Source organism: Oceanimonas doudoroffii (assembly GCF_002242685.1).
GTDB lineage: Bacteria > Pseudomonadota > Gammaproteobacteria > Enterobacterales > Aeromonadaceae > Oceanimonas > Oceanimonas doudoroffii.
This window is the reverse complement of sequence record NZ_NBIM01000001.1, coordinates 1,643,287-1,662,181: the sequence shown is the minus strand read 5'-3', so window position 1 is coordinate 1,662,181 and position 18,895 is coordinate 1,643,287. Positions and strand designations below refer to the sequence as shown.

Annotated in this window: 20 protein-coding genes; 15 read left to right on the top strand and 5 right to left on the bottom strand. The window is 62.1% G+C overall.

Annotated elements, in window-relative coordinates:
- Positions 1–39 precede the first annotated feature (39 nt).
- The gene (locus B6S08_RS07735) at positions 40–1,662 is read right to left on the bottom strand and encodes a GMC family oxidoreductase (protein ID WP_211284173.1); all 1,623 of its coding nucleotides are present in this window, start codon (positions 1,660–1,662) and stop codon (positions 40–42) included.
- 332 nt (positions 1,663–1,994) lie between these two features.
- Here B6S08_RS07735 and B6S08_RS07730 point away from each other — a divergent pair, with 332 nt between their 5' ends.
- Genes B6S08_RS07730 through B6S08_RS07715 form a run of 4 tightly spaced genes read left to right on the top strand, consistent with a single transcriptional unit; the run spans position 1,995 to position 6,318 of the window.
- On the top strand, positions 1,995–3,008 hold the full coding sequence (locus tag B6S08_RS07730) for a TRAP transporter substrate-binding protein (protein ID WP_094200140.1): 1,014 nt from the start codon (positions 1,995–1,997) through the stop codon (positions 3,006–3,008).
- Positions 3,009–3,068: 60 nt separating this feature from the next.
- Positions 3,069–5,021: a TRAP transporter large permease gene (locus B6S08_RS07725; protein WP_211284172.1), complete on the top strand. Its 1,953-nt coding sequence runs from the start codon at positions 3,069–3,071 to the stop codon at positions 5,019–5,021.
- A gap of 51 nt (positions 5,022–5,072) precedes the next feature.
- Positions 5,073–5,507, top strand: a complete 435-nt coding sequence (locus B6S08_RS07720; protein ID WP_094200139.1) for a GlcG/HbpS family heme-binding protein — start codon at positions 5,073–5,075, stop codon at positions 5,505–5,507.
- 43 nt (positions 5,508–5,550) lie between these two features.
- Entirely contained in the window at positions 5,551–6,318 is a 768-nt protein-coding gene (locus tag B6S08_RS07715) for an IclR family transcriptional regulator (protein ID WP_094200138.1), read from the top strand.
- Positions 6,319–6,343: 25 nt separating this feature from the next.
- Here B6S08_RS07715 and pdxR read toward each other — a convergent pair whose 3' ends face one another.
- From pdxR to B6S08_RS07695, 4 genes are all read right to left on the bottom strand, one after another.
- Complete coding sequence (gene pdxR, locus B6S08_RS07710; RefSeq protein ID WP_094200137.1) at positions 6,344–7,813, bottom strand: MocR-like pyridoxine biosynthesis transcription factor PdxR; 1,470 nt, start codon at positions 7,811–7,813, stop codon at positions 6,344–6,346.
- Positions 7,814–7,948: 135 nt separating this feature from the next.
- Positions 7,949–8,260: an AzlD family protein gene (locus B6S08_RS07705; RefSeq protein ID WP_094200136.1), complete on the bottom strand. Its 312-nt coding sequence runs from the start codon at positions 8,258–8,260 to the stop codon at positions 7,949–7,951.
- Positions 8,257–8,964, bottom strand: coding sequence for an AzlC family ABC transporter permease (locus tag B6S08_RS07700; protein WP_094200135.1), 708 nt, complete (start codon positions 8,962–8,964; stop codon positions 8,257–8,259). The genes B6S08_RS07705 and B6S08_RS07700 overlap by 4 nt, the downstream gene beginning before the upstream one ends.
- 90 nt (positions 8,965–9,054) lie before the next feature.
- Complete coding sequence (locus B6S08_RS07695; protein WP_094200134.1) at positions 9,055–9,402, bottom strand: lysozyme inhibitor LprI family protein; 348 nt, start codon at positions 9,400–9,402, stop codon at positions 9,055–9,057.
- A 231-nt stretch (positions 9,403–9,633) separates the two neighbouring features.
- Here B6S08_RS07695 and B6S08_RS07690 point away from each other — a divergent pair, with 231 nt between their 5' ends.
- The 11 genes from B6S08_RS07690 (at position 9,634) to B6S08_RS07640 (ending at position 18,889) form a co-directional block, all read left to right on the top strand.
- On the top strand, positions 9,634–10,422 hold the full coding sequence (locus B6S08_RS07690) for an IclR family transcriptional regulator (protein WP_094200133.1): 789 nt from the start codon (positions 9,634–9,636) through the stop codon (positions 10,420–10,422).
- A gap of 305 nt (positions 10,423–10,727) precedes the next feature.
- On the top strand, positions 10,728–11,036 hold the full coding sequence (locus B6S08_RS07685; RefSeq protein WP_094200132.1) for a non-heme iron oxygenase ferredoxin subunit: 309 nt from the start codon (positions 10,728–10,730) through the stop codon (positions 11,034–11,036).
- 14 nt (positions 11,037–11,050) lie between these two features.
- A complete protein-coding gene (locus tag B6S08_RS07680; protein ID WP_094200131.1) occupies positions 11,051–11,350 on the top strand; it encodes a recombinase-like helix-turn-helix domain-containing protein in 300 nt (99 codons plus the stop codon).
- Positions 11,351–11,382: 32 nt separating this feature from the next.
- Positions 11,383–12,417 carry an aromatic ring-hydroxylating oxygenase subunit alpha gene (locus B6S08_RS07675; protein ID WP_094200130.1) on the top strand — a complete coding sequence of 345 codons (1,035 nt, stop codon included), beginning with the start codon at positions 11,383–11,385 and terminating at the stop codon, positions 12,415–12,417.
- Positions 12,410–13,168 (top strand): SDR family oxidoreductase, encoded by a 759-nt coding sequence (locus B6S08_RS07670; protein ID WP_094200129.1) that lies wholly within the window; start codon positions 12,410–12,412, stop codon positions 13,166–13,168. The genes B6S08_RS07675 and B6S08_RS07670 overlap by 8 nt, the downstream gene beginning before the upstream one ends.
- Before the next feature lie 29 nt (positions 13,169–13,197).
- On the top strand, positions 13,198–14,130 hold the full coding sequence (locus B6S08_RS07665; RefSeq protein WP_094200128.1) for a VOC family protein: 933 nt from the start codon (positions 13,198–13,200) through the stop codon (positions 14,128–14,130).
- Between the two features lie 3 nt (positions 14,131–14,133).
- Positions 14,134–15,354 (top strand): NAD(P)/FAD-dependent oxidoreductase, encoded by a 1,221-nt coding sequence (locus tag B6S08_RS07660; protein ID WP_094200127.1) that lies wholly within the window; start codon positions 14,134–14,136, stop codon positions 15,352–15,354.
- 22 nt (positions 15,355–15,376) lie between these two features.
- On the top strand, positions 15,377–16,633 hold the full coding sequence (locus tag B6S08_RS07655) for an MFS transporter (RefSeq protein WP_094200126.1): 1,257 nt from the start codon (positions 15,377–15,379) through the stop codon (positions 16,631–16,633).
- Between the two features lie 92 nt (positions 16,634–16,725).
- Positions 16,726–17,247, top strand: a complete 522-nt coding sequence (locus B6S08_RS07650; RefSeq protein ID WP_094200125.1) for a cupin domain-containing protein — start codon at positions 16,726–16,728, stop codon at positions 17,245–17,247.
- Positions 17,248–17,249: 2 nt separating this feature from the next.
- Positions 17,250–18,098, top strand: coding sequence for an alpha/beta fold hydrolase (locus tag B6S08_RS07645; RefSeq protein ID WP_094200124.1), 849 nt, complete (start codon positions 17,250–17,252; stop codon positions 18,096–18,098).
- Positions 18,095–18,889: an SDR family oxidoreductase gene (locus B6S08_RS07640; RefSeq protein ID WP_094200123.1), complete on the top strand. Its 795-nt coding sequence runs from the start codon at positions 18,095–18,097 to the stop codon at positions 18,887–18,889. Before B6S08_RS07645 ends, B6S08_RS07640 begins: the two co-directional genes overlap by 4 nt.
- Positions 18,890–18,895 lie beyond the last annotated feature (6 nt).

Sequence of the window (18,895 nt, the reverse complement as noted above, 5' to 3'; positions counted from 1 at the left end):
CCCGCCATTGCGGGCTTTTTTGTGGCCGGAGGGCTGTGCTCAGCGGTGTCCTTGATCTTCCTTGATCATGTCGGCGGCCTTTTCGCCGATCATGATGGAGGGCGCGTTGGTATTGCCGGAAACAATCAGCGGCATGATGGAGGCGTCGGCCACCCTCAGCCCTTCAATGCCGTGCACGCGCAGCCGGTGGTCGACCACGGCCATGTCGTCCTGGCCCATTTTGCAGGTGCTGGTGGGGTGGTAAATGGTCTGGCTGAAACGTCGGGCCGCCTCCAGCAGCTCGTCGTCGCTCTGGTACTGGCGACCGGGCACATGCTCGTCGGTGATCACCGGGCGCAGGGCATCGGCTTCGGCAATGCGTCGGGCTACCTTGATGGCATCCACCGCCACTCGGCAGTCTTCCTCGGTGGACAGGTAGTTGGGCTGAATGGACGGATATTGATGCGGATCGGCGCTGCGAATGCGAATTCGGCCCCGGCTGTGCGGGCGCAACTGGCAAACGGAAGCGGTAAAGGCCGAGAAGGGGTGCACCCCTTCACCGGGTTTGTCGGCACTCAGTGGCTGCATATGGAACTGAATGTCGGGCCGATCCAGTTCATCCCGGGATTGAGTAAACACATAAACCTGGCTGGCGGCCAGGGTCAGGGGGCCGGTGCGGGACAGCGCATACTGCATGCCCACGCCCATTTTCTTCAGGGGGTTGTTCACTTCATCGTTCAGGGTGCGGCAGCGGGTTTTAAACACCAGGCGGATCTGCAGGTGATCCTGCAGGTTTTCGCCCACTCCGGGCAGGGTATGCCGGCAGTCCACCCCGACCGAGGCCAGGTGTTCCGGATCGCCAATGCCGGAGCATTGCAGGATCTGCGGTGAGCCGATGGCACCGGCGCTCAGCACCACCTCCCGAGTGGCCCGGGCCAGCAGGCGCTCACCCTTGTGTTCAAATTCAATGCCGGTGGCCTGTTTGCCTTCCAGCAGAATACGCCGCGTGTGGGCATGAGTCAGCAGGGTGAGATTGGGGCGCTTGAGTGCCGGCCGCAAAAAGGCCTTGGCGCTGCTGCAGCGCAAGCCCTTGTGGGCGGTTTGCTGAAAATAGCCCACCCCTTCCTGACGTTCGCCATTGCAGTCCGGGTTGGCGGGAATACCGGTCTGCTGGGCGGCTTCGATAAAGCGCTCGGCAATTTCCCGGCGCAGGCGCAGATCGGACACTTTCAGCGGCCCGTCCACGCCATGATAGGCATTTTCGCCCCTGGACTGGCACTCGGACTTTTTAAAGTAGGGCAGCACCTCGTCAAAGCTCCAGCCGTCGTTGCCGAGGGCGGCCCAGTCGTCGTAGTCCTGGTGCTGGCCGCGAATGTAAAGCAGACCGTTCAGTGAGCTGGAGCCACCCAGCACCTTACCCCGGGGCCACTGCAGCTGGCGTCCGTCGATGCCCTGATCCGGATCCGTGACATAGCACCAGTCGGTGGCCGGGTTATGCATGGTCTTGAAGTAGCCGACCGGTACGTGAATCCAGGGGTTCCAGTCCCGTCCACCGGCTTCCAGCAGCAGCACGCGAATGGCGGGGTCTTCGCTGAGCCGGTTGGCCAGCACACAGCCGGCCGAGCCGGCACCCACCACGATATAGTCGAACTCGCCGAACACACGGTTTTGATACAGAGACATAACCACTCCAGAAAAATGAGACGTTTTGTATCAAAATATACGCTATGTGCGAGTTGGCAAGTTTTTTGTTGGTTTTTTGTTATGTTTTTGATGATGGTGTCACCGGTTTTATGGCTTATGCACTGGATGGATCGGCGTGAAGGAAGTGGACCAAGGTGAAACAAGGAAGGCAATATATTGAAAATAATGTGATTTAAATAAAATGAAACTTTTCGTATCACTTTTTTGTGATTGCCTGTTGACACTTTGGTCAATCGATTTCTATAGTTCCACTCGTTGTTAGTGAGTAACTGTTTTTTAACATTCCGACGAGGGACAGGGAGAGGTCAATCATGAAGTACATATCAGGCGCAGTTTCATCCGCCGTGCTGGCCATGCTGATAAGCGGCCAGGCCGCCGCCGAGTATCAGGGGCCCAAGGTTCAGTTCAAGCTGGCTCACCCGGCTCCTCCGGGCAGTCATATCACCGCGGCCTACAAAAAGTTTGCCGACCTGGTCAAGGAAAAGTCCGATGGCCGTATTCGAGTCAAGGTGTTTCCGGGGGCGATACTGGGCAGCGACCGGGTGATGATCGAAGGGGCTCAGCGCGGCACCCTGGAAGTGGGAGTCAGCTCTACGCCCAACCTGGCCAGTTTTACATCGGTATTCCAGGTGTTTGACCTGCCCTACATCACCAGTCCCGACAAACAGGAACAGCTGTACCGCGCCTTGGATAAGGGGCAGCCCCTGCATGCCTACCTGGAGCAGGCGGCCAACGACATCGGCCTGCAACCGCTGATGTATGCTGAATACGGCTACCGCAATTTCGTGTCCAAAGACCGCCCGCTGACCGGTCCCGACTCCCTGGCCGGTCTCAAGATGCGCACCACCGACTCGCCGGTGGACGTGGCGGTGGCCAAGGCGCTGGGCGCCAATCCTTCGCCCATATCCTGGGGGGAGGTGTATACCGCCCTGCAGCAGGGCACCATAGATGCCGAGGGCAATACCTTTGATTTGATGGTGGGCGCCAAGCACCACGAAAACCTGCAATATGCCATCACTTCGGCCCATAACTATGGCATGCAGGTGGCCATGGCCAACAAGAAGTGGTGGGACAGCCTGCCGGCCGAGGCACAAGAGATACTGGAGCAGGCGTCGGCCGAGGCCCTGGAATACCAGCGTACCGAGGCCTATCCCGCCGATCAGAAAAAGGCGCGGGAAAGCATGCTGGCCGCCGGCGTGACCATTCATGAAACCACCGAAGAAGACATGGCCCGTTTTCGAGAGCTGACCCGGCCGGTGTTCAGCCAGTTTGCCGAGCGCCTGCCCGCCGAGCTGGTAAAGCTGGTGCAAGACACCCAGAGCTGATCCTTACCCCTGGCCCGGGCACAGGCCCGGGCCCGGTAAAACCCGATACCGGAGCCTTATATGGATACCCTGAAGCTGGATGGTGCCATGGCGCACAACAAGCCGCGCTTGCAGCTGACCCGGCTGCTTCAAGACCTGGAAAAACCCCTGCTGTTTATCGGCCTGCTGGCGATGATTCTGATCATCAATTACCAGACCTTCTTTCGTTACACCCTTTCAACCCTGCAGGAGCTGGTGGCGACTCCCGGCTTTATGCAGGCCGTGGGAGGGCTGATTGATCCTGAGTCATTGCGCCAGGGCCTGCGTCAGGCCGCCGGCTGGGGTATCTGGACCGAAGAGCTGGCCCGTTACATCTTTATCTGGATCTCCTATCTGGCGGTGTCCCTGTCCATTCTCACCCGTAGTGGCATACGGGTGGACGTGCTGCATAACCGCTTGCCCGCGCGCGCCCAGGCGGTGCTGTGGATAGCCATTGACGGCTGCACCCTGGTGCTGGTCACCATGTTTGCGGTGATGGGCGCCGATTATGTACAGATGCAGCTGGCCATGCCGCAGACCACACCGGCGCTGCAGATTGGCTATTACCTGCCTTATTTGATCCTGCCCATCGGTTTTGGTCTGATGGCGGTACGGACCCTGCAGTCGCTGTGGCGTCAGGGCCGGGCCATGTCATTGGCCGATGTGGTGCTGGGACTGGCCCTGGCGGCCCTGTTGTTCATGCCCGTGCTGTTGTCGGACGAGTGGAGCGCCACCGGGCTGTTGTTTGGCTACTTTGTGCTGTTTCTGATGCTGGGGGTGCCCATCGCCTTTGCCCTGGGCCTGGCCGGCCTGGTGACCGTGCTGGGCGCCGGCACCCTGCCGGTGGATTACCTGGCGCAAATCGCCTTTTCTTCCATCGACTCCTTTCCCATCATGGCCATTCCCTTCTTTATCGCCGCCGGCGTGTTCATGGGGGCGGGCGGCCTGTCCCGCCGGCTGCTGGCGCTGGGCGATGAGCTGGTGGGGGCCCTGCCCGGGGGCATGGCGCTGGCCAGCATCATGACCTGTATTTTCTTTGCCGCCATCAGCGGCTCGGGTCCGGCCACGGTGGCCGCCATCGGCACCATCACCATTCCGGCCATGGTGGCCCGAGGTTACGACAAGTATTTTGCCGCCACCGTGGTGGCCTGTGCCGGCGCCATCGGGGTAATTATTCCCCCCAGCAATCCCTTTGTGGTCTATGGCGTATCGGCCCAGGTGTCCATCGGCGAGCTGTTTATCGCCGGCATCGTGCCCGGCCTCATCATGGGTGCGGCGTTGATGGTGGTGGTCTATGTGGTGTCCAAGAAACACGGCTGGTACGGCGAGGCGCGCGAGCGCTCCCTGAAAACCCTGCTGGCCAGCACCTGGCAGGCCAAGTGGGCACTGATGGTGCCGGTGATCGTGCTCGGCGGCATTTATGGCGGCATCATGACCCCGACCGAGGCGGCGGCGGTGGCGGCCTTCTATGGCCTGTTGGTGGGGCTGTTTATTCACAAGGAGCTGTCGCTGGCCAGTTTGTGGAATGCCAGCCAGGAAGCGGTGGGCATCTCCTCCATCATTATCGTGCTGATGGCCATGGCCACCATTTTCGGCAACATCATGACCATAGAGCAGATTCCGGAAACCATTGCCGATCTGATCCTGTCGATCACCAGCAACAAGTGGGCGATCCTCATCATGATCAACCTCTTTCTGCTGTGGATTGGCATTTTCATGGAGGCGCTGGCGGCCATCGTCATCCTGACCCCCATACTGTTGCCCCTGGTGACCGCCGTGGGTGTGCATCCGGTGCACTTCGGGGTGATGATGGTGATGAACCTGGCCATCGGCTTTGTCACACCGCCGGTGGGGGTCAACCTGTTTGTGGCCAGCGGCATTGCCAGCGTCGGCATCGGCGGCCTGGCCCGCCGGGTCTGGCCCTATCTGCTGGTGATGATAGCGGTGCTGCTGCTGATCACCTATGTGCCTTCCCTTTCCCTGCTGTTACTGTAATCGCCATTTATCAAGGGGCCTGCTGGCCTCTTTTGTTATTAAGGAGCGCCCATGAGTGAGCCATTATACCGGGCGGTAAGGGCCGCAGGCCGGCTGGCCGACACCCTGGAAAACGAGCCCGGCCCGCCGGTGTGCCTGGCGGTGGTGGATGATGGAGGGACACTGGTTTATCTTCACCGCATGGCGGGGGCGCCGGCCCGGCTGGTGGCCATTGCCACCGCCAAGGCCTATACCGCGGTCAGAATGGGCCAGCCAACCCAGTCCTTTCGTGAGCGGCTGGAGCGGGAAAGGCTGACCCTGGCCGATTTTCAGGACACGGGGCTGACTTCCCTGCCCGGAGGCTGGCCGCTGTCACTGACCGGCAACCTGTGGGCCGGCCTGGGGATCAGCGGTCGTACCCTGGCCGAGGATGAGCGGCTGTGCCGGCGCTGGCTCGATAGCCTGAATATGGACTCTCAAGGGGAGACCGGCGGCGTAGCATCCTGATTTTCCTATGATAAGATGCCTGTTCAATGTTACAGGAGAGTCTATGAGCACCGCTGCCAGCGCAACCAATTCCACCCTGCTGAGAGCCTTTGCCCTGCTGGAGGAAATCCTTGCGGAAGAGAGGGGAATAACGGCCGCCGAACTGTGCCAGCGGCTCGACGTACCCAAACCTACCATACATCGCCTGATTGGCCAGCTGGAGCAGGAAGGCCTGCTGCAAAAAGAGCCCGATGGTCGTTACCTGGCTCCGGGTCCCCGGCTGCGACGCATGGCCTTGGGGGTACTGGCCCATCGCAGTGTGGGTGCCGCCCGCCGGGCGGTGTTGCAGCGACTGGCGGACGAGCTGGGGGAAACCTGCAACCTGACCCTGCTCGACGGTCATGAGCTGGTTTATTTTGAACGGGTGGAAACCAACTGGCCGGTGCGCATTCAGTTGCATCCGGGCTCGCGCATGCCGTTGCATTGCACCGCCAGCGGTAAGCTGTTTTTGGCCATGATGCCGGTACACCAACGCAAGGCCTTGCTGTCTACACTGAGCCTGGTTGCCCACACCGAGAATACCATCACCGACAGGGGGCAACTGGAGCAGGAGCTGGACAAAATCGCGGCCCAGGCCCTGAGCACCGACAATGAAGAATTGATCGAAGGCATGGTGGCGCTGGCGGTGCCCATTTATGACGACGTGGGCCAGGTGCGGGCGGCGGTGGCGGTGCATGCCCCCACCATTCGCAAACCGCTGGCCAGCCTGACGGAATGGGCGCCCGCCCTGCGGCGGGCGGCCCTGCAGCTGGAAAAGGTGCTCGATCTGTAACCGGCAGTCCAAGTATGAGTAGGACTTATTCAGCGCTCAGCTGCTGTTTAAGCTCCGCCAGCAGCCGTATGCCCGGCTCGATCCGCTCCAGCGGAATGGCCGAGAAACCAAGTTTGAGGGTATTGGTCGGCAGGCCTTCGCCAATGTGATAGCTGTCGCCGCTGATGAGCAGCAGATCGTGCTCGGCCGCCAGCCGCTTCAGGGCTGCGCCGTCCAGTCCGGAAGGCAGGGTCAGCCAGCAGGACGAGCCGCCGATGGACGAAACCCGGCAGTCGGGCAAATGCTGTTGCAGGGCCTCGGCCAGGCAACGGGCCCGCTCTTCAAACACCCTCGCCAGCTTGCGTACCAGGGCATCGTGGTAGCCCAGAGACAGAAACAGGGCAACGGCGCGCTGGTTGTTCAGGGGGGGGTGGCGCAGCATCAGCTGGCGCAGGTTGCGGGCCTCCTGAATCACCGGGGCCGGCGCCACCAGAAAGCCCATGCGCAGCCCGGGTGCCAGGGTTTTTGACAGGCTGCCGACGTAAAGCACCCGGCCCTTGTCGTCCAGGCTTTTCAGCGCCGGGGTAGGGTGGCTGTCGAAGTTCATCTCCATTTCGTAATCGTCTTCAATCAGCAGGAAGTCATGCTGCTCGGCCAGCCGCAGCAGGGCCTGGCGCCGTTCCAGCGGCAGGGTGACCGTGGTCGGACACTGGTGGCTGGGGGTCAGGTAGATGGCATCACAGCCGGACAGCTGATCGTCCACCACCAGCCCCTGTTCGTCCACCGCCAGGCTTTGAATGCGGGCGCCAAAGAGGCGGGCAATATGGGCGGCGCTGGGATAGCCCGGATCCTCAATGCCAAAGCAGGCCTGCCGGTCCAGCAACAGCTGGGCCAGCAGGTAGATCGCCTGCTGGGAGCCGACGGTGATCAGAATTTCGTCATTGCTGGCCCGTATGCCCCGGCTCGGCAGAATGCGTTTTTGCAGCTGTTCGATCAGCATGGGATCGTCGCTGTCGTATCTGTCCGAACCCCAGTCTCGAATGGCCTGCACGCTCACCGCATCACGCCAGCACCGGCGCCAGTGCTGAACCGGAAACAGGCTGTTGTCGAGCTGGCTGTAGACAAAGGGATAGCGATAACGCTGCCAGTTGTGAGACAGGCTGGCATTGGGCTGCTGACCCGGCCGAGCCTTGAACCGGCTGGCCCAGTCCAGGCCGGCCCCCGGGCGGGCGCCGTTGCCGGAACCGCTACCGCCGACCGCCTCGGCCTGAAAGTGGGGGTTGACGAAATAGCCGTGCCGTTCACGGGAGACCAGATACCCATCGGCCACCAAGCTGTCGTACACCAGTACCACGGTATTGCGGGACACATTGAGGTTTTTGGCCAGGTTACGGCAGGAAGGCAGCGGGCTGTCGGGGGACATAAAACCTTCCAGAATGGCACTGACCAGCTGTTCCCTTACCTGCCGTTGCAGGGTGGCCGGGGCGCTTCTGTCCAGGTGAAACAATGCGGACATGTTGGTGCTCTCCCTTGCTATCGATAAATCGTGCTGGCTGTTACCGACCAGCTACAGCATAGACAAAAAAACGAAACAACATGAGACATATTGTTTCGTTTTTTATGTGATCGCAAGGGGGATTTTGATGATGCCTTACAGCATTTGTCGCCACAGGGCCGCGGTGAGCACGCCGGCGGCAATGGCCGGCAGCGGCTTTTTCAGTACCAGCATCACCAGGCCGGTAGCCAGCAGGGCGGCCCGGGCACCACCGTCGCCGTTCACCGCCTGGGGCGTGAGAATGGCGATCAGCACCGACCCCGACATGGCGCTGATAAAGTTCTGCACCCGGCGGTTGATGGGAATAAAGGACATTACCAGCACGCCGCCCAGGCGGGTGAACAGGGTCACCACCGCCATCACGGCAATGATAATCAGGGTGCCGTTTCCGGCGGTGTCGAGCATCATTCTCCTTTCTCCATCCAGATGGCACCCAGGGCGCCACCGGCCAGTGCCCCCACCACCACATGACTGTTTTCCGGCAACCACCAGTATGCCGCCATGGAGGTGACTCCAGCCACTATCCAGATGGCGAGGGTGCGCAAATCCTTGCGGGCACCCAGGGCCATGGCCAGCAGAAAGCAGCCCAGTACCATGTCCAGGCCGATGCTTACCGGATCCTCAATGGCGCTGCCGAAGCGAATGCCCAGCCAGGTGCCAACCATCCAGAAGCTCCAGATGGCCATGCCGCCGCCCAGCAAAATACCCAGCGCCCGCTCGCCCTTGTGAAACTGCTGCATGGCCAGGGCCCAGTTGGCGTCTGAGGCAAACAACATAATGCCGTAACGCTTGGCCGGTGGCAGGTGGCGCAACCAGGGGTAGAGGGTGGCGCCCATCAGCAGGTGGCGGGCATTAATGGCGAAAGTGGTAATCATCAAGGGCACCAGCGGAACCTGCAGGCCCCAGATATCCAGGGCGGCGAACTGGGAGGTGCCGGCGAACACGGCGGCGCTCATCAGCACTATGCTGGTGTCGCTGAGGCCGGTTTGGTGCGCGGCCAGGCCAAAGGCCAGACCAAAGGCGGCCACAAAGAAGGAGAGCGGCAGCAGCTGTTTAAAGCCCAGCCAGGTGTCCTGCCGATCCAGTTGTGCCTGAGCGGCGTAGGTGTCCATAGGATTCCTGCGGTGAAGGCGGAAAACCGACAGCATACCATAGGGAATAGTAAGGGTGAGGTAGCCGTTTCACACATCAGTGCTGATGGGTCAGCGATTTGCCTCCTGAAATTGCTGTTCAAGCTCTCGGGTTCGACTTTCTGTTAGGCGTCTGAGTTCCTCGCTGTGAACCAGTGGTTGCATGGAGCCGCCTTCATAGGCCGACGACACCAGCTCGGCCTGGGCATCGCGAAAACGCAGCCAGGCGCGCTGGGCGGCTTTGAGTTTTTTCCGGCGGTCGGATGCCAATGAGTTCATCAGTTGGCCGTAAGCCTGGTTCAACGCCCTGTCGGCGGCCTGGTAGTTCCGCTGAGATTGCTGGTTCATTTCCACCTGAGTGGTGGCGAGGGTGAGGGCAGGCAGCAGCCAGAAAGAGGCCAGTAAAAGGCGTAATGTCATTATGAAAGTCCTTTTGGGAGGTGCTTTACCTGAGTCAAGCCGCTAACAAAAAGGCTCGCGTGGAGCAGACCTTTGGCAGAAAGCATATGGCATAGCCTTTTATGTTTCCTTTTTTATGACGTTTTTGGGATTCGGCCGGTTCGTGGATCGCTTGCTGGCGTTGACGAAAGCATAAGGCCATGCTCAAATTTTGCCTTTATAAAGCAACAAATATCGGGCGCAGAGGAATATATGGAAACGGATGACAGATACATCGTCCCTGGCTTGGTGCGGGGACTGGAGGCACTTCAGGCCTTCAGCAACGAAAAAAGGGAGCTGAGTGTGTCCGAACTGGCCGAAATTATCGGGGTCAACCGCTCCAGCGCCTTTCGTGTTGCTTACACCCTGGAGCATTGTGGCTTTTTGCAGAAGGAGGAAAACTCCCGGCGCTACAGCCTGAACTCAAAGGTGCTGGAGCTGGGGTTTACCTATCTTTCCGGGCTGGATCTGTTGGAGCCTTCACGGCCCATTATGCAGCGACTGCGGGATCAAACCACCATTGCCTGCCATTTGGTGATTCGCCAGGGCACCGATATCGTATTCGTGGATCGCTATCAGTCCACGGGGCCTTTTACCAGCACGGTCGGGGTCGGTACCCGCTGGCCGGCTCACGCCACCGTGACCGGCCAATTACTGCTTTCCGATATGTCCGATGAGGCCATCACCGAGCTGTACCAGGATTACCAGTGGGAAGCCTTTACCGAGGACACACCCGCCAGCCTGGAGGCGCTGTTGGCGCGTATCCGCGAGGTGCGTGGGCAGCCGGCCCTGGTCAGTTGGGGTTACTTCAATCCGGGCATGGCCGCCTGTGCCGCCCCCATTTTCCGGCAGAGCGACGGTGGCATGATTGCCTCGGTCTCGGTCAGCTGCCCGCTTGGCGGTATTCCCCGGGAAGAATTTGAAGGCCGTATACGTGATGCGGTGATCTCCGCCGCCCAGAGCCTGTCCCGCACCCTGAGCCTGAACAACGCCCATTCCTGAGTCCACTGCGCCGTTTGCGCGCCCCGACTTTCCTTGCAACGCCATGCCGACCGCATGGCGTTTTTTTTGTGGTGTGCCTGACGCGGGCGCATTGTCGTGCTTCGACTCCGTGTGGGGTTTCCTTCTGCTTCATGTCGCCTGCGCCCCTCACCGTCCCGCCTTACTTTTTTCATTAACAATTCAGACGCTTGGCTGACACGTTTATTCACAATGTAAACATTGTGTTGACATGCTTTGTTAAGGAATCTAACCTTTGTTTTAAATGTGAATCATTGTTTTGTATGTAAAACAGGAGCAACCAAGCCATGAACTGGGTTTCCATTTGCAAGGTGGGCGACATCTCCGATGAGAGCCCGCTGGCCGTCAAGGTTGGCGACAAGGAAATAGGGGTGTTCAGGGTCGAGGGGCGGCTGCACGCCATCGAGGATATTTGCCCTCATGCCTACGCCCTGCTCACCGAAGGCTTTATCGAAGGCCGTACCGTCGAGTGTCCGCTGCACGAGGCCATCTTTGACATTCCCACCGGCAAGCTGCAGAGCGGCCCCGGCTGTCGCGACCTGAACCTCTATGAGGTACGGATCGAGGGCGACGACGTACTGCTGAACATGGCATGACAAGGAACTGCACCATGGATAATTTCAATCCCAAACTGGCCGCTTGGCTGAAAAAGGAACCCGCCACCGAGGCCGGCCTGAACAACATCCAGATCCCGGGCAAAACCCGCAACCTGGTGTGGCAGAACCGCTACCGCGAGCCCACCCGCTACGAGCAGGAGCTGGTCAGCCAGCTGGAAAGCGCTTTCGCGGAGGGGATCGTCGAGCTGGGCGAGCTGGTCGCTACCCTCAATCGGCGCGGGTTGCGCAACGAGGCCGGCGAGGCCTGGACCCTCGCCAATTTTCAGGACGAAATGGCCCGCCTCGGTTACTGAAGGGCGCATCACAGGGAATCTAGGAGAACACGATGAATCAACAGCTTGCAGTAGAACGCCATCTGGATTTGGGCCTCAAGGATCTGTGGTATCCGGTGGTGTCCAGCTGGGAAGTGGGCAACAGCCCGGTCGGCATCACCCGCCTGGGCGAGAATATCGTGCTGTGGCGCGATAACGAGGGCAGGGTCAACGCACTGGAAGATCGCTGTCCGCACCGGGGGGCGCGGCTGTCCCTGGGCTGGAATCTGGGCGACCGGGTGGCCTGCTGGTACCACGGGGTAGAAGTGAAGGGGGACGGCGTGGTCGCCGATGTTCCGGCGGTGAGTGCCTGCCCCATGACCGGCAGCAAATGCCTGCGCGCCTACCCGGTGATCGAAAAGCATGGCGCCATCTTCCTCTGGTTCGGCCTGGAGCCGGACGGTGAGCCCGACGATCTGGTGCTGCCTGAACAGCTCGAAAGCGAGGAGTGGAGCAGCTTCCTGTGCCAGGCGGACTGGGCGGTGAATCATCGTTATGCCATCGACAACGTCATGGATCCCATGCACGGCAGCTACCTGCACTGTACCTCCCACTCCATGGCGGAAGGGGACAAGAGCGCCGACATGCGGGCCCGCAATACCGAGCACGGCTTCGTCTTTGAAAAGGTCGGCCAGACCGGGGTCAACTTCGACTGGGTCGAGTTCGGCAGCAGCGGTGCTTCCTGGCTGCGGCTGTCCATTCCCTACCGCCAGCAGTTTGGCCCGGGCGGTGAATTCTGGATCGTCGGCCTGGCCACCCCGGTGGACGAGCATCACACGCGAGTGTTCTTCTGGCGGGCGCGCAAGGTCACCGGTTGGCAGCGTGACGTGTGGCGTTTCCTTTACCGCAACCACCTGGAACAACTGCATTGGGATGTGCTGGAGCAGGATCGCATCATCCTCGAGCAGATGGCCCCCAACGCCCGCGATCACGAATTCCTCTACCAGCACGACGTCGGGTTGTCGCGCCTGCGCCGAATGATGAAGAAAACCGCCGAACAGCAGCTGGCCCGGCTGGCCGCCAGACAAGAGGTGGAGAGCCATGAATAAGTTGTTGCTGGGCAAGAAGCTGCTGATCACCGGTGGGGCCCGGGGGCTGGGGCTGGACTTCGCCCGCGCCGCCACCGCCGCCGGCGCCGAGGTGGCCCTGGCCGATATTCTCACCGAGCAGGTGATGGCGCAGGCCAAGGGCCTGGCCGCCGAGGGACATATCGCCCACGGCCTGGCCTTGGACCTGGCGGATCCGGCTTCTATTGAGGCCTGTGCCCGGGACGCCGCCGGCCTGCTCGGCGGCCTGGACGGCCTGGTCAACTGCGGTGCCATCGCCACCGGTATCGGCGGCGTCGACATGACCGAGCTGGATATCGAGGTGTGGGACAGAGTCATGACCGTCAACGTGCGCGGCAGCTGGCTGATGACCCGGGCGGCGGTGCCCTACCTCAAGGCCGCCGGGACGGGCAAGGTGGTCAATATCGCTTCCGACACCGCCCTCTGGGGCGCGCCCCGGCTGCTGGCCTACGTGGCCAGCAAGGGCGCCTTGCTGGCGATGACCCGCTCCATGGCCCGGGAGCTCGGTGAATACAACATCTGCGTCAACGCCGTCAGCCCGGGACTGACCCTGGTGGAGGCCACCGAATACGTGCCCCAGGCCCGCCACGACCAGTACGTGGACGGCCGCGCCATCCACCGGCCCCAGTTGCCGGAGGACGTCAACGGCGCCGTGCTCTACCTGCTGTCGGATCTGTCGTCCTTCGTCACCGGCCAGAACCTGCCGGTCAACGGCGGCTTCGTCTTCAACTGACCGGCTGCCCAACAAGAGAGAGTGTGACCATGAATATTACCGGAATTGAAGCCCTGAAATTCGGGGTGGATGACAGGCAAAAGGCCGCCCGTTTTCTCGCCGACTTCGGCCTGAGCCGTGGCGAGAGCGATATTCCCGGGGCGGATCTGTTCCTCACCCTGAACCGAAGCCGGCTCTACCTGTTCGATAGGAATGACACCCGGCTGCCGGCCGCCTTCGAGCCCGGCTCCACCCTGCGTGAAGTGGTGTGGGGGGTTGACAGCGCCGCCTGCCTGGAGCAACTGGCCGAGCGCCTGGTCGGCGTCGAGGGCCTGGTCCGCGACGCCGAGGGCCTGAGCTGTCGGGATCCCAACGGCATGACCCTGCGCTTCCGGCCGAGTGCCGTGCAGCCGGTCGAGCTGCGGGTAGCCGCCATCAACCAGCACGGCGATATCCGCCGGGTGGATGAGGCCAGCCCGGTCTACGAGCGGGGCGAGCCCATCGGCGTGGGCCATGTGGTGTTTTTCACCCCCGATCTGGCCGTGGCCGAGGCCTTCTACCGGGATCGGCTCGGCTTCCACCTGTCCGACTGCTACGAGGGCAAAGGGGCTTTCATGCGCTGTGCCGCCGAAGGCCACCATCACGATCTCTTTTTGCTGCATGTGCCGGGCAAGCCTGCCGGCCTCAACCACGTGGCCTTTACCGTGCGCGACATCCACGAGGTGATCGGCGCCGGCATGGCGATGAACCGCCGGGGCTGGTCCACCTTTATCGGCCCGGGCCGCCACCCCATTTCTTCCGCCTATTTCTGGTACGTGAACAGCCCCCTGGGCGGTGCCTTCGAGTATTACACCAACGACGACTATCTCACTCCCGCCTGGCAGCCCCGCACCATGGAGCACCGGCTGGAGCTCTTTACCGAGTGGGCGATCGAGGGTGGCCTGGACGGCGATACCCGGCGCCAGGTCAAACAGGGAGGCTGACCCATGAATCCATCGATTTCCCGCATCGTCATTATCGGCGCAGGCCAGGCTGGCGCCTGGGCGGCTCACACCTTGAGGCAACAGGGATATGGGGGCAGCCTGGCCGTGGTGTCCGACGAAGAGCGGGTTTTTTATGAGCGGCCGCCCCTGTCCAAGCAGGTACTGGCCGGCGACATGGCCCCGGCGGCGCTGCAATTGTTTTCGGACGAGGCCATTGACGCCATGAACATCGACTGGCACAAGCCGGCCCGGGCCACCGCCATCGATCGTCGGGCTCATGTGGTCACCCTCGACAACGGCACCAAGTTGCCCTACGACAAGCTGCTGCTGGCCACCGGCAGCCGGGCCCGGGTGCCGGTGCAGGAATGGCTGAACCTGCCCCGGGTGTTCACCCTGCGCACCCCCGAGGATGCGGCCCGTCTGGGCGAGCGGCTGGCCCCGGGCAAGCGCCTGGCCGTTCTCGGGGGCGGTTGGATCGGCCTGGAAGTGGCCGCCACCGCCCGGGCCAAGGGAGTAGCGGTCAGCCTGTTCGAGTTGGGCGAGCGGCTCTGTGCCCGCAGTGTGCGCCCCGAGGTGTCCGATTTCCTGCGGGATCTGCATCTGGGTCAGGGCGTCGAAGTTAACCTGGATTGTGGCCTCCTCGAACTGGTGGCCGGCGATGACGGCACCCTGCGCCTGTTCCGGGACGAACAACTGCTGCTGGAGGCCGATGCGGTGGTGGTGGGAGCGGGGGCCGAAATCGCCACCGAGCTGGGCCGCGACGCCGGCCTGGAAGTGGCTCAGGGGTTGGTCGTCGACGAACAGGGGCAGACCTCGGATCCGGACATCTATGCCGCCGGCGATGTCGCCATCCACCCCGGGCTGGGCTTTTGCATCCAGTCCTGGGCCAATGCCCAGAACCAGGCCATCTCGGCGGCGAAAGCCATGCTTGGCGAGGACAGCCCCTATCGGGAGGAGCCCTGGATCTGGTCGGATCAATACGATTGCAATATCCAGATACTGGGCATTCCTGCCGACGGCGGCAGCCGGCTGGTGCGGCGGCAGAGCGGCGAGCGGCAACACGCCTTTATCTATCTGGATCAGGACGATCGGTTGCAGTCGATGATCGCGGTCAACGACGCCAGGCTGGTCAAGCTCGGCAAGCGATGGCTCAAGGCCGGCACCGTGCTGCCCGCCGCGCAGCTGGCCGATCCCGCCGTTAATCTGATGTCGCTGAAACCGTAAAACGGAATAAAGGATTATAAGTATGGAAACGCTGAAGGAAGCCACCGGGGCTGTCAATATGCCGGTACCGTCTCGTCTGCTCAAGCAATGGTCCATTTCCCTCGTGCTGATGGTGTGCGTGGTACTGGCATTTTTCGACAAGATAAGCATTGCCGTTCTGTTCTCGGATCCGGTGTTTCAAGAGGCGATGGGCATCGGCACCGACAAGACCCAACTCGGCTGGCTGATGACCAGTTTCCTGCTGGCTTACGGCTTTTCTTCCATCTTCCTGAGTGGTGCCGGTGATCTCATCAACCCGCGTACCTGTCTGCTGGTGAGCGTGGGCTCCTGGGGCATTCTCATGGCGCTGATGGGCCTGGCCACCAGTTACGAACAGCTGCTGGCGTTGCGAGTGCTGCTCGGCATCGCCGAAGGCCCGTTGTTTGCCCTGGCCTACAGCATTGTCAAACAATGCTATAGCGCTGGTCAGCAGGCCCGGGCCAGCACCATGTTCCTGCTCGGCACCCCCATCGGCGCCGCACTCGGTTTTCCCATCACCGCGCTGATTCTCAACCTGTATGGCTGGCAGATGACCTTCTTTGTGATGGCGGCCCTGACCCTGGTGACCCTGGCGGTGGTGTATTTCGGCCTCAAGGGGATTCATCTTAACGCCGAGACCCGGCAGTCCGGCGGCAGGAAGCGGGTGGGCTGGCGGCAGCATCTGCGCAACAGCCGGCTGTTGTTCACCACACCGGCGTTCTGGGCCCTGTGCCTGTTCAATGTCGCCCTGCTCACTTATCTCTGGGGCCTGAACGGCTGGCTGCCGAGCTATTTGATCGAGGAAAAGGGCGTGGATCTCGAATCCTTTGGGGCCCTGTCGTCGCTGCCCTTTATCGCCATGCTGACGGGGGAAATTGCCGGTGCCTTCCTGTCGGACAAAACCGGCAGGCGTGCGGCCCAGGTGTTCGGCGGCCTGCTGGTTGCCGGCCTGTCCCTCTACCTGGTGCTGCAGTTGGAAGCAGCGGTGCCGGCCATTCTCGTCATGTCGGTGAGCGCCATGAGCTGGGGCTTCGGTGTGTCGTCGGTGTTCGCCTTGCTGGCCCGCATTACCCCGGCCGAGGTGAGCGCCACCGCCGGCGGCATTTTCAATGGCTTCGGCAACTTCGCCGGCGCCGCCGCCCCGGTGCTGATGGGCTATATCGTGACGCAGACCGGCGACTTCAACCTGGGGCTGTTGTTCCTGGTCTGGGTGGCGGTGATTGGCTCCCTGATGTTGGTGCCACTGGTCAGAAAATACTGAGTTAATCCCACTGTTTACTTGATTCCGCCTTTGCGGAAGGGCTTCCCCTTGCCCGCAAACGGCGCAAACACCACTGAGAGAGGTAACACAAGATGAACCCGAAATTCGATACCTGGAACAAGCCTGCCGAAAAGAGCCTGGGAGAATGGCTGGACAGTCGTATTGCCCGCTTCAGCACCCGTCGTTATGACTTTGAGGCCCTGAAATTTCAGGCCGATTTCGATCCCAAGTACCGCCGCGCCCAGATGCGTTACATGGGGACCGGCGCGACCGGGGTGAAGAATGACAGCAATACCGTCCCCTCCGAGCACTTCACCTTCTCCACCATGGTGTTGCCGGCTCAGTGCGAAGGCCCATTGCACGTGCATCACGACGTGGAGGAGGTGTTCTTCATGCTGCGCGGTGCCATCACCCTGTTTGTGGAGCACGAAGGGGAGAAGTTCGAGACCCGGCTGAGCGAGCGGGATCTGATCTCCATTCCGCCCGGTATCTACCGCGGTCTGTTCAACCACGGCGAGGAAGACGCCCTGATGTGCGTGATGCTGGGCGCCAACAAGCCGACCATTCCGACCTATCCGGAAGATCATCCCCTGGCCAAGATCAAGCGGGCCTGACCATGAGCGCCCTGGTCAATAGCCTGCCCGATTTTCCGCTGCGCCACCTCGACCTCGGCGGTCGCCGGCTGGCCTATCGCAGCGCCGGCCGGGGCCCGGCCCTGGTGTTGCTGCACGGCATCAGCTCGGGCTCCGGCTCCTGGGTCTGCCAGCTGGAACGCCTGGCCCGGGAATTTACCCTGGTCGCCTGGGATGCCCCGGGCTATGGCCAGAGCGCACCGCTGGAAACCGCGACGCCGTCGGCCCTGGACTACGCCGCCGTACTGCACGAACTCGTGGTGGCGTTGGAGCTGGAGCGGCCGCTGGTATTGGGTCACTCCCTGGGAGCCATGATCGGCGCCGCCTACGCCAGCCGCCATCCGGACGGGGTGCGCGGTCTGGTGCTGGCCAACCCGGCCCAGGGTTACGGCCGGGCCGATGCCGACACCCGCACACAGGTATACCGCAAGCGCCCGGAAATGCTGCGCAAACTGGGCCATCAGGGGCTGGCGGCGGCCCGCGGACCCGTGTTGTTGTCCCAGCATGCCGGCCAGGAACAATTGGATCTGGTCGCCCACGGCATGATGGGGCTGACCCTGGACGGTTTCGAGGCCGCCTCCTACCTGTTGGCCCATGACGATATCCGGAATTACCTGGCGGACTATTCCGCGCCCATCGGCGTTATCTACGGCGAGGAAGACGTGATCACCCCGCCCGCCGGGGTACTGGAGCTGGCCGCCGGGCATCCCGGGGTCGGCATTGAATCCCTGGCCGGGGCGGGTCACGCCAGCTATATCGATCAGCCCGATGCGTTCAACCGGGCCCTGTGCCGCCTGGCCGGGGCCTTACCGAATCGAGGAGTACAAGCATGAGTTTCAAACTGCAAGGCAAGGTGGCCGTGGTCACCGGCGGCTCGTCCGGCATCGGGCTGGAGACGGTTCGGCTGCTGCTGGCGGAGGGGGCCCGGGTGGCCTGGTGTGGCCGCAACGCCGAGCGGCTGGCCGCCTCCCTGGCGGAGATGCGTGCCGCCTTTCCCGGGGCCGAATGCCTGACCCAGGCCTGCGATGTGCTGGACAAGACCGAGGTGGCCGCCTTCGCGGCCGCGGTGGAAGCCCGCTTCGGCGGTGCCGATCTGCTGATCAACAACGCCGGCCAGGGCCGGGTATCGAATTTCGAGCAGACCGAGGATGACGACTGGGTAGCCGAGACCCGGCTCAAGACCTTCAGCGTGCTTCACCCGATCCGCGCCTTTCTGCCCCAGCTCGAGCGCTCGGATTGTCCGTCCATCACCAACGTCAACTCGCTGCTGGCGCTGCAGCCGGAGCCGCACATGATCGCCACCTCGGCGGCCCGGGCGGCGCTGCTCAACCTGACCCACTCCCTGGCCCATGAATTTTCCGCCAGGGGCATTCGGGTCAACTCCATCCTGCTCGGCATGGTGGAGTCGGATCAGTGGCGCCGCCGCTTCGCCGAGCGAAGCGACCGGGACCAGGACTGGGGCAACTGGACCGGCGCCATTGCCGAGCGCCGGGGCATTCCCATGGGCAGGCTGGGCAAGCCGGAAGAGCCGGCCCGGGCCCTGGTGTTCCTGGCCTCGCCGTTGGCATCCTATACCACCGGCGCCGCCCTGGATGTGTCCGGCGGCTTCAACAAGCACCTGTAGGAGGGG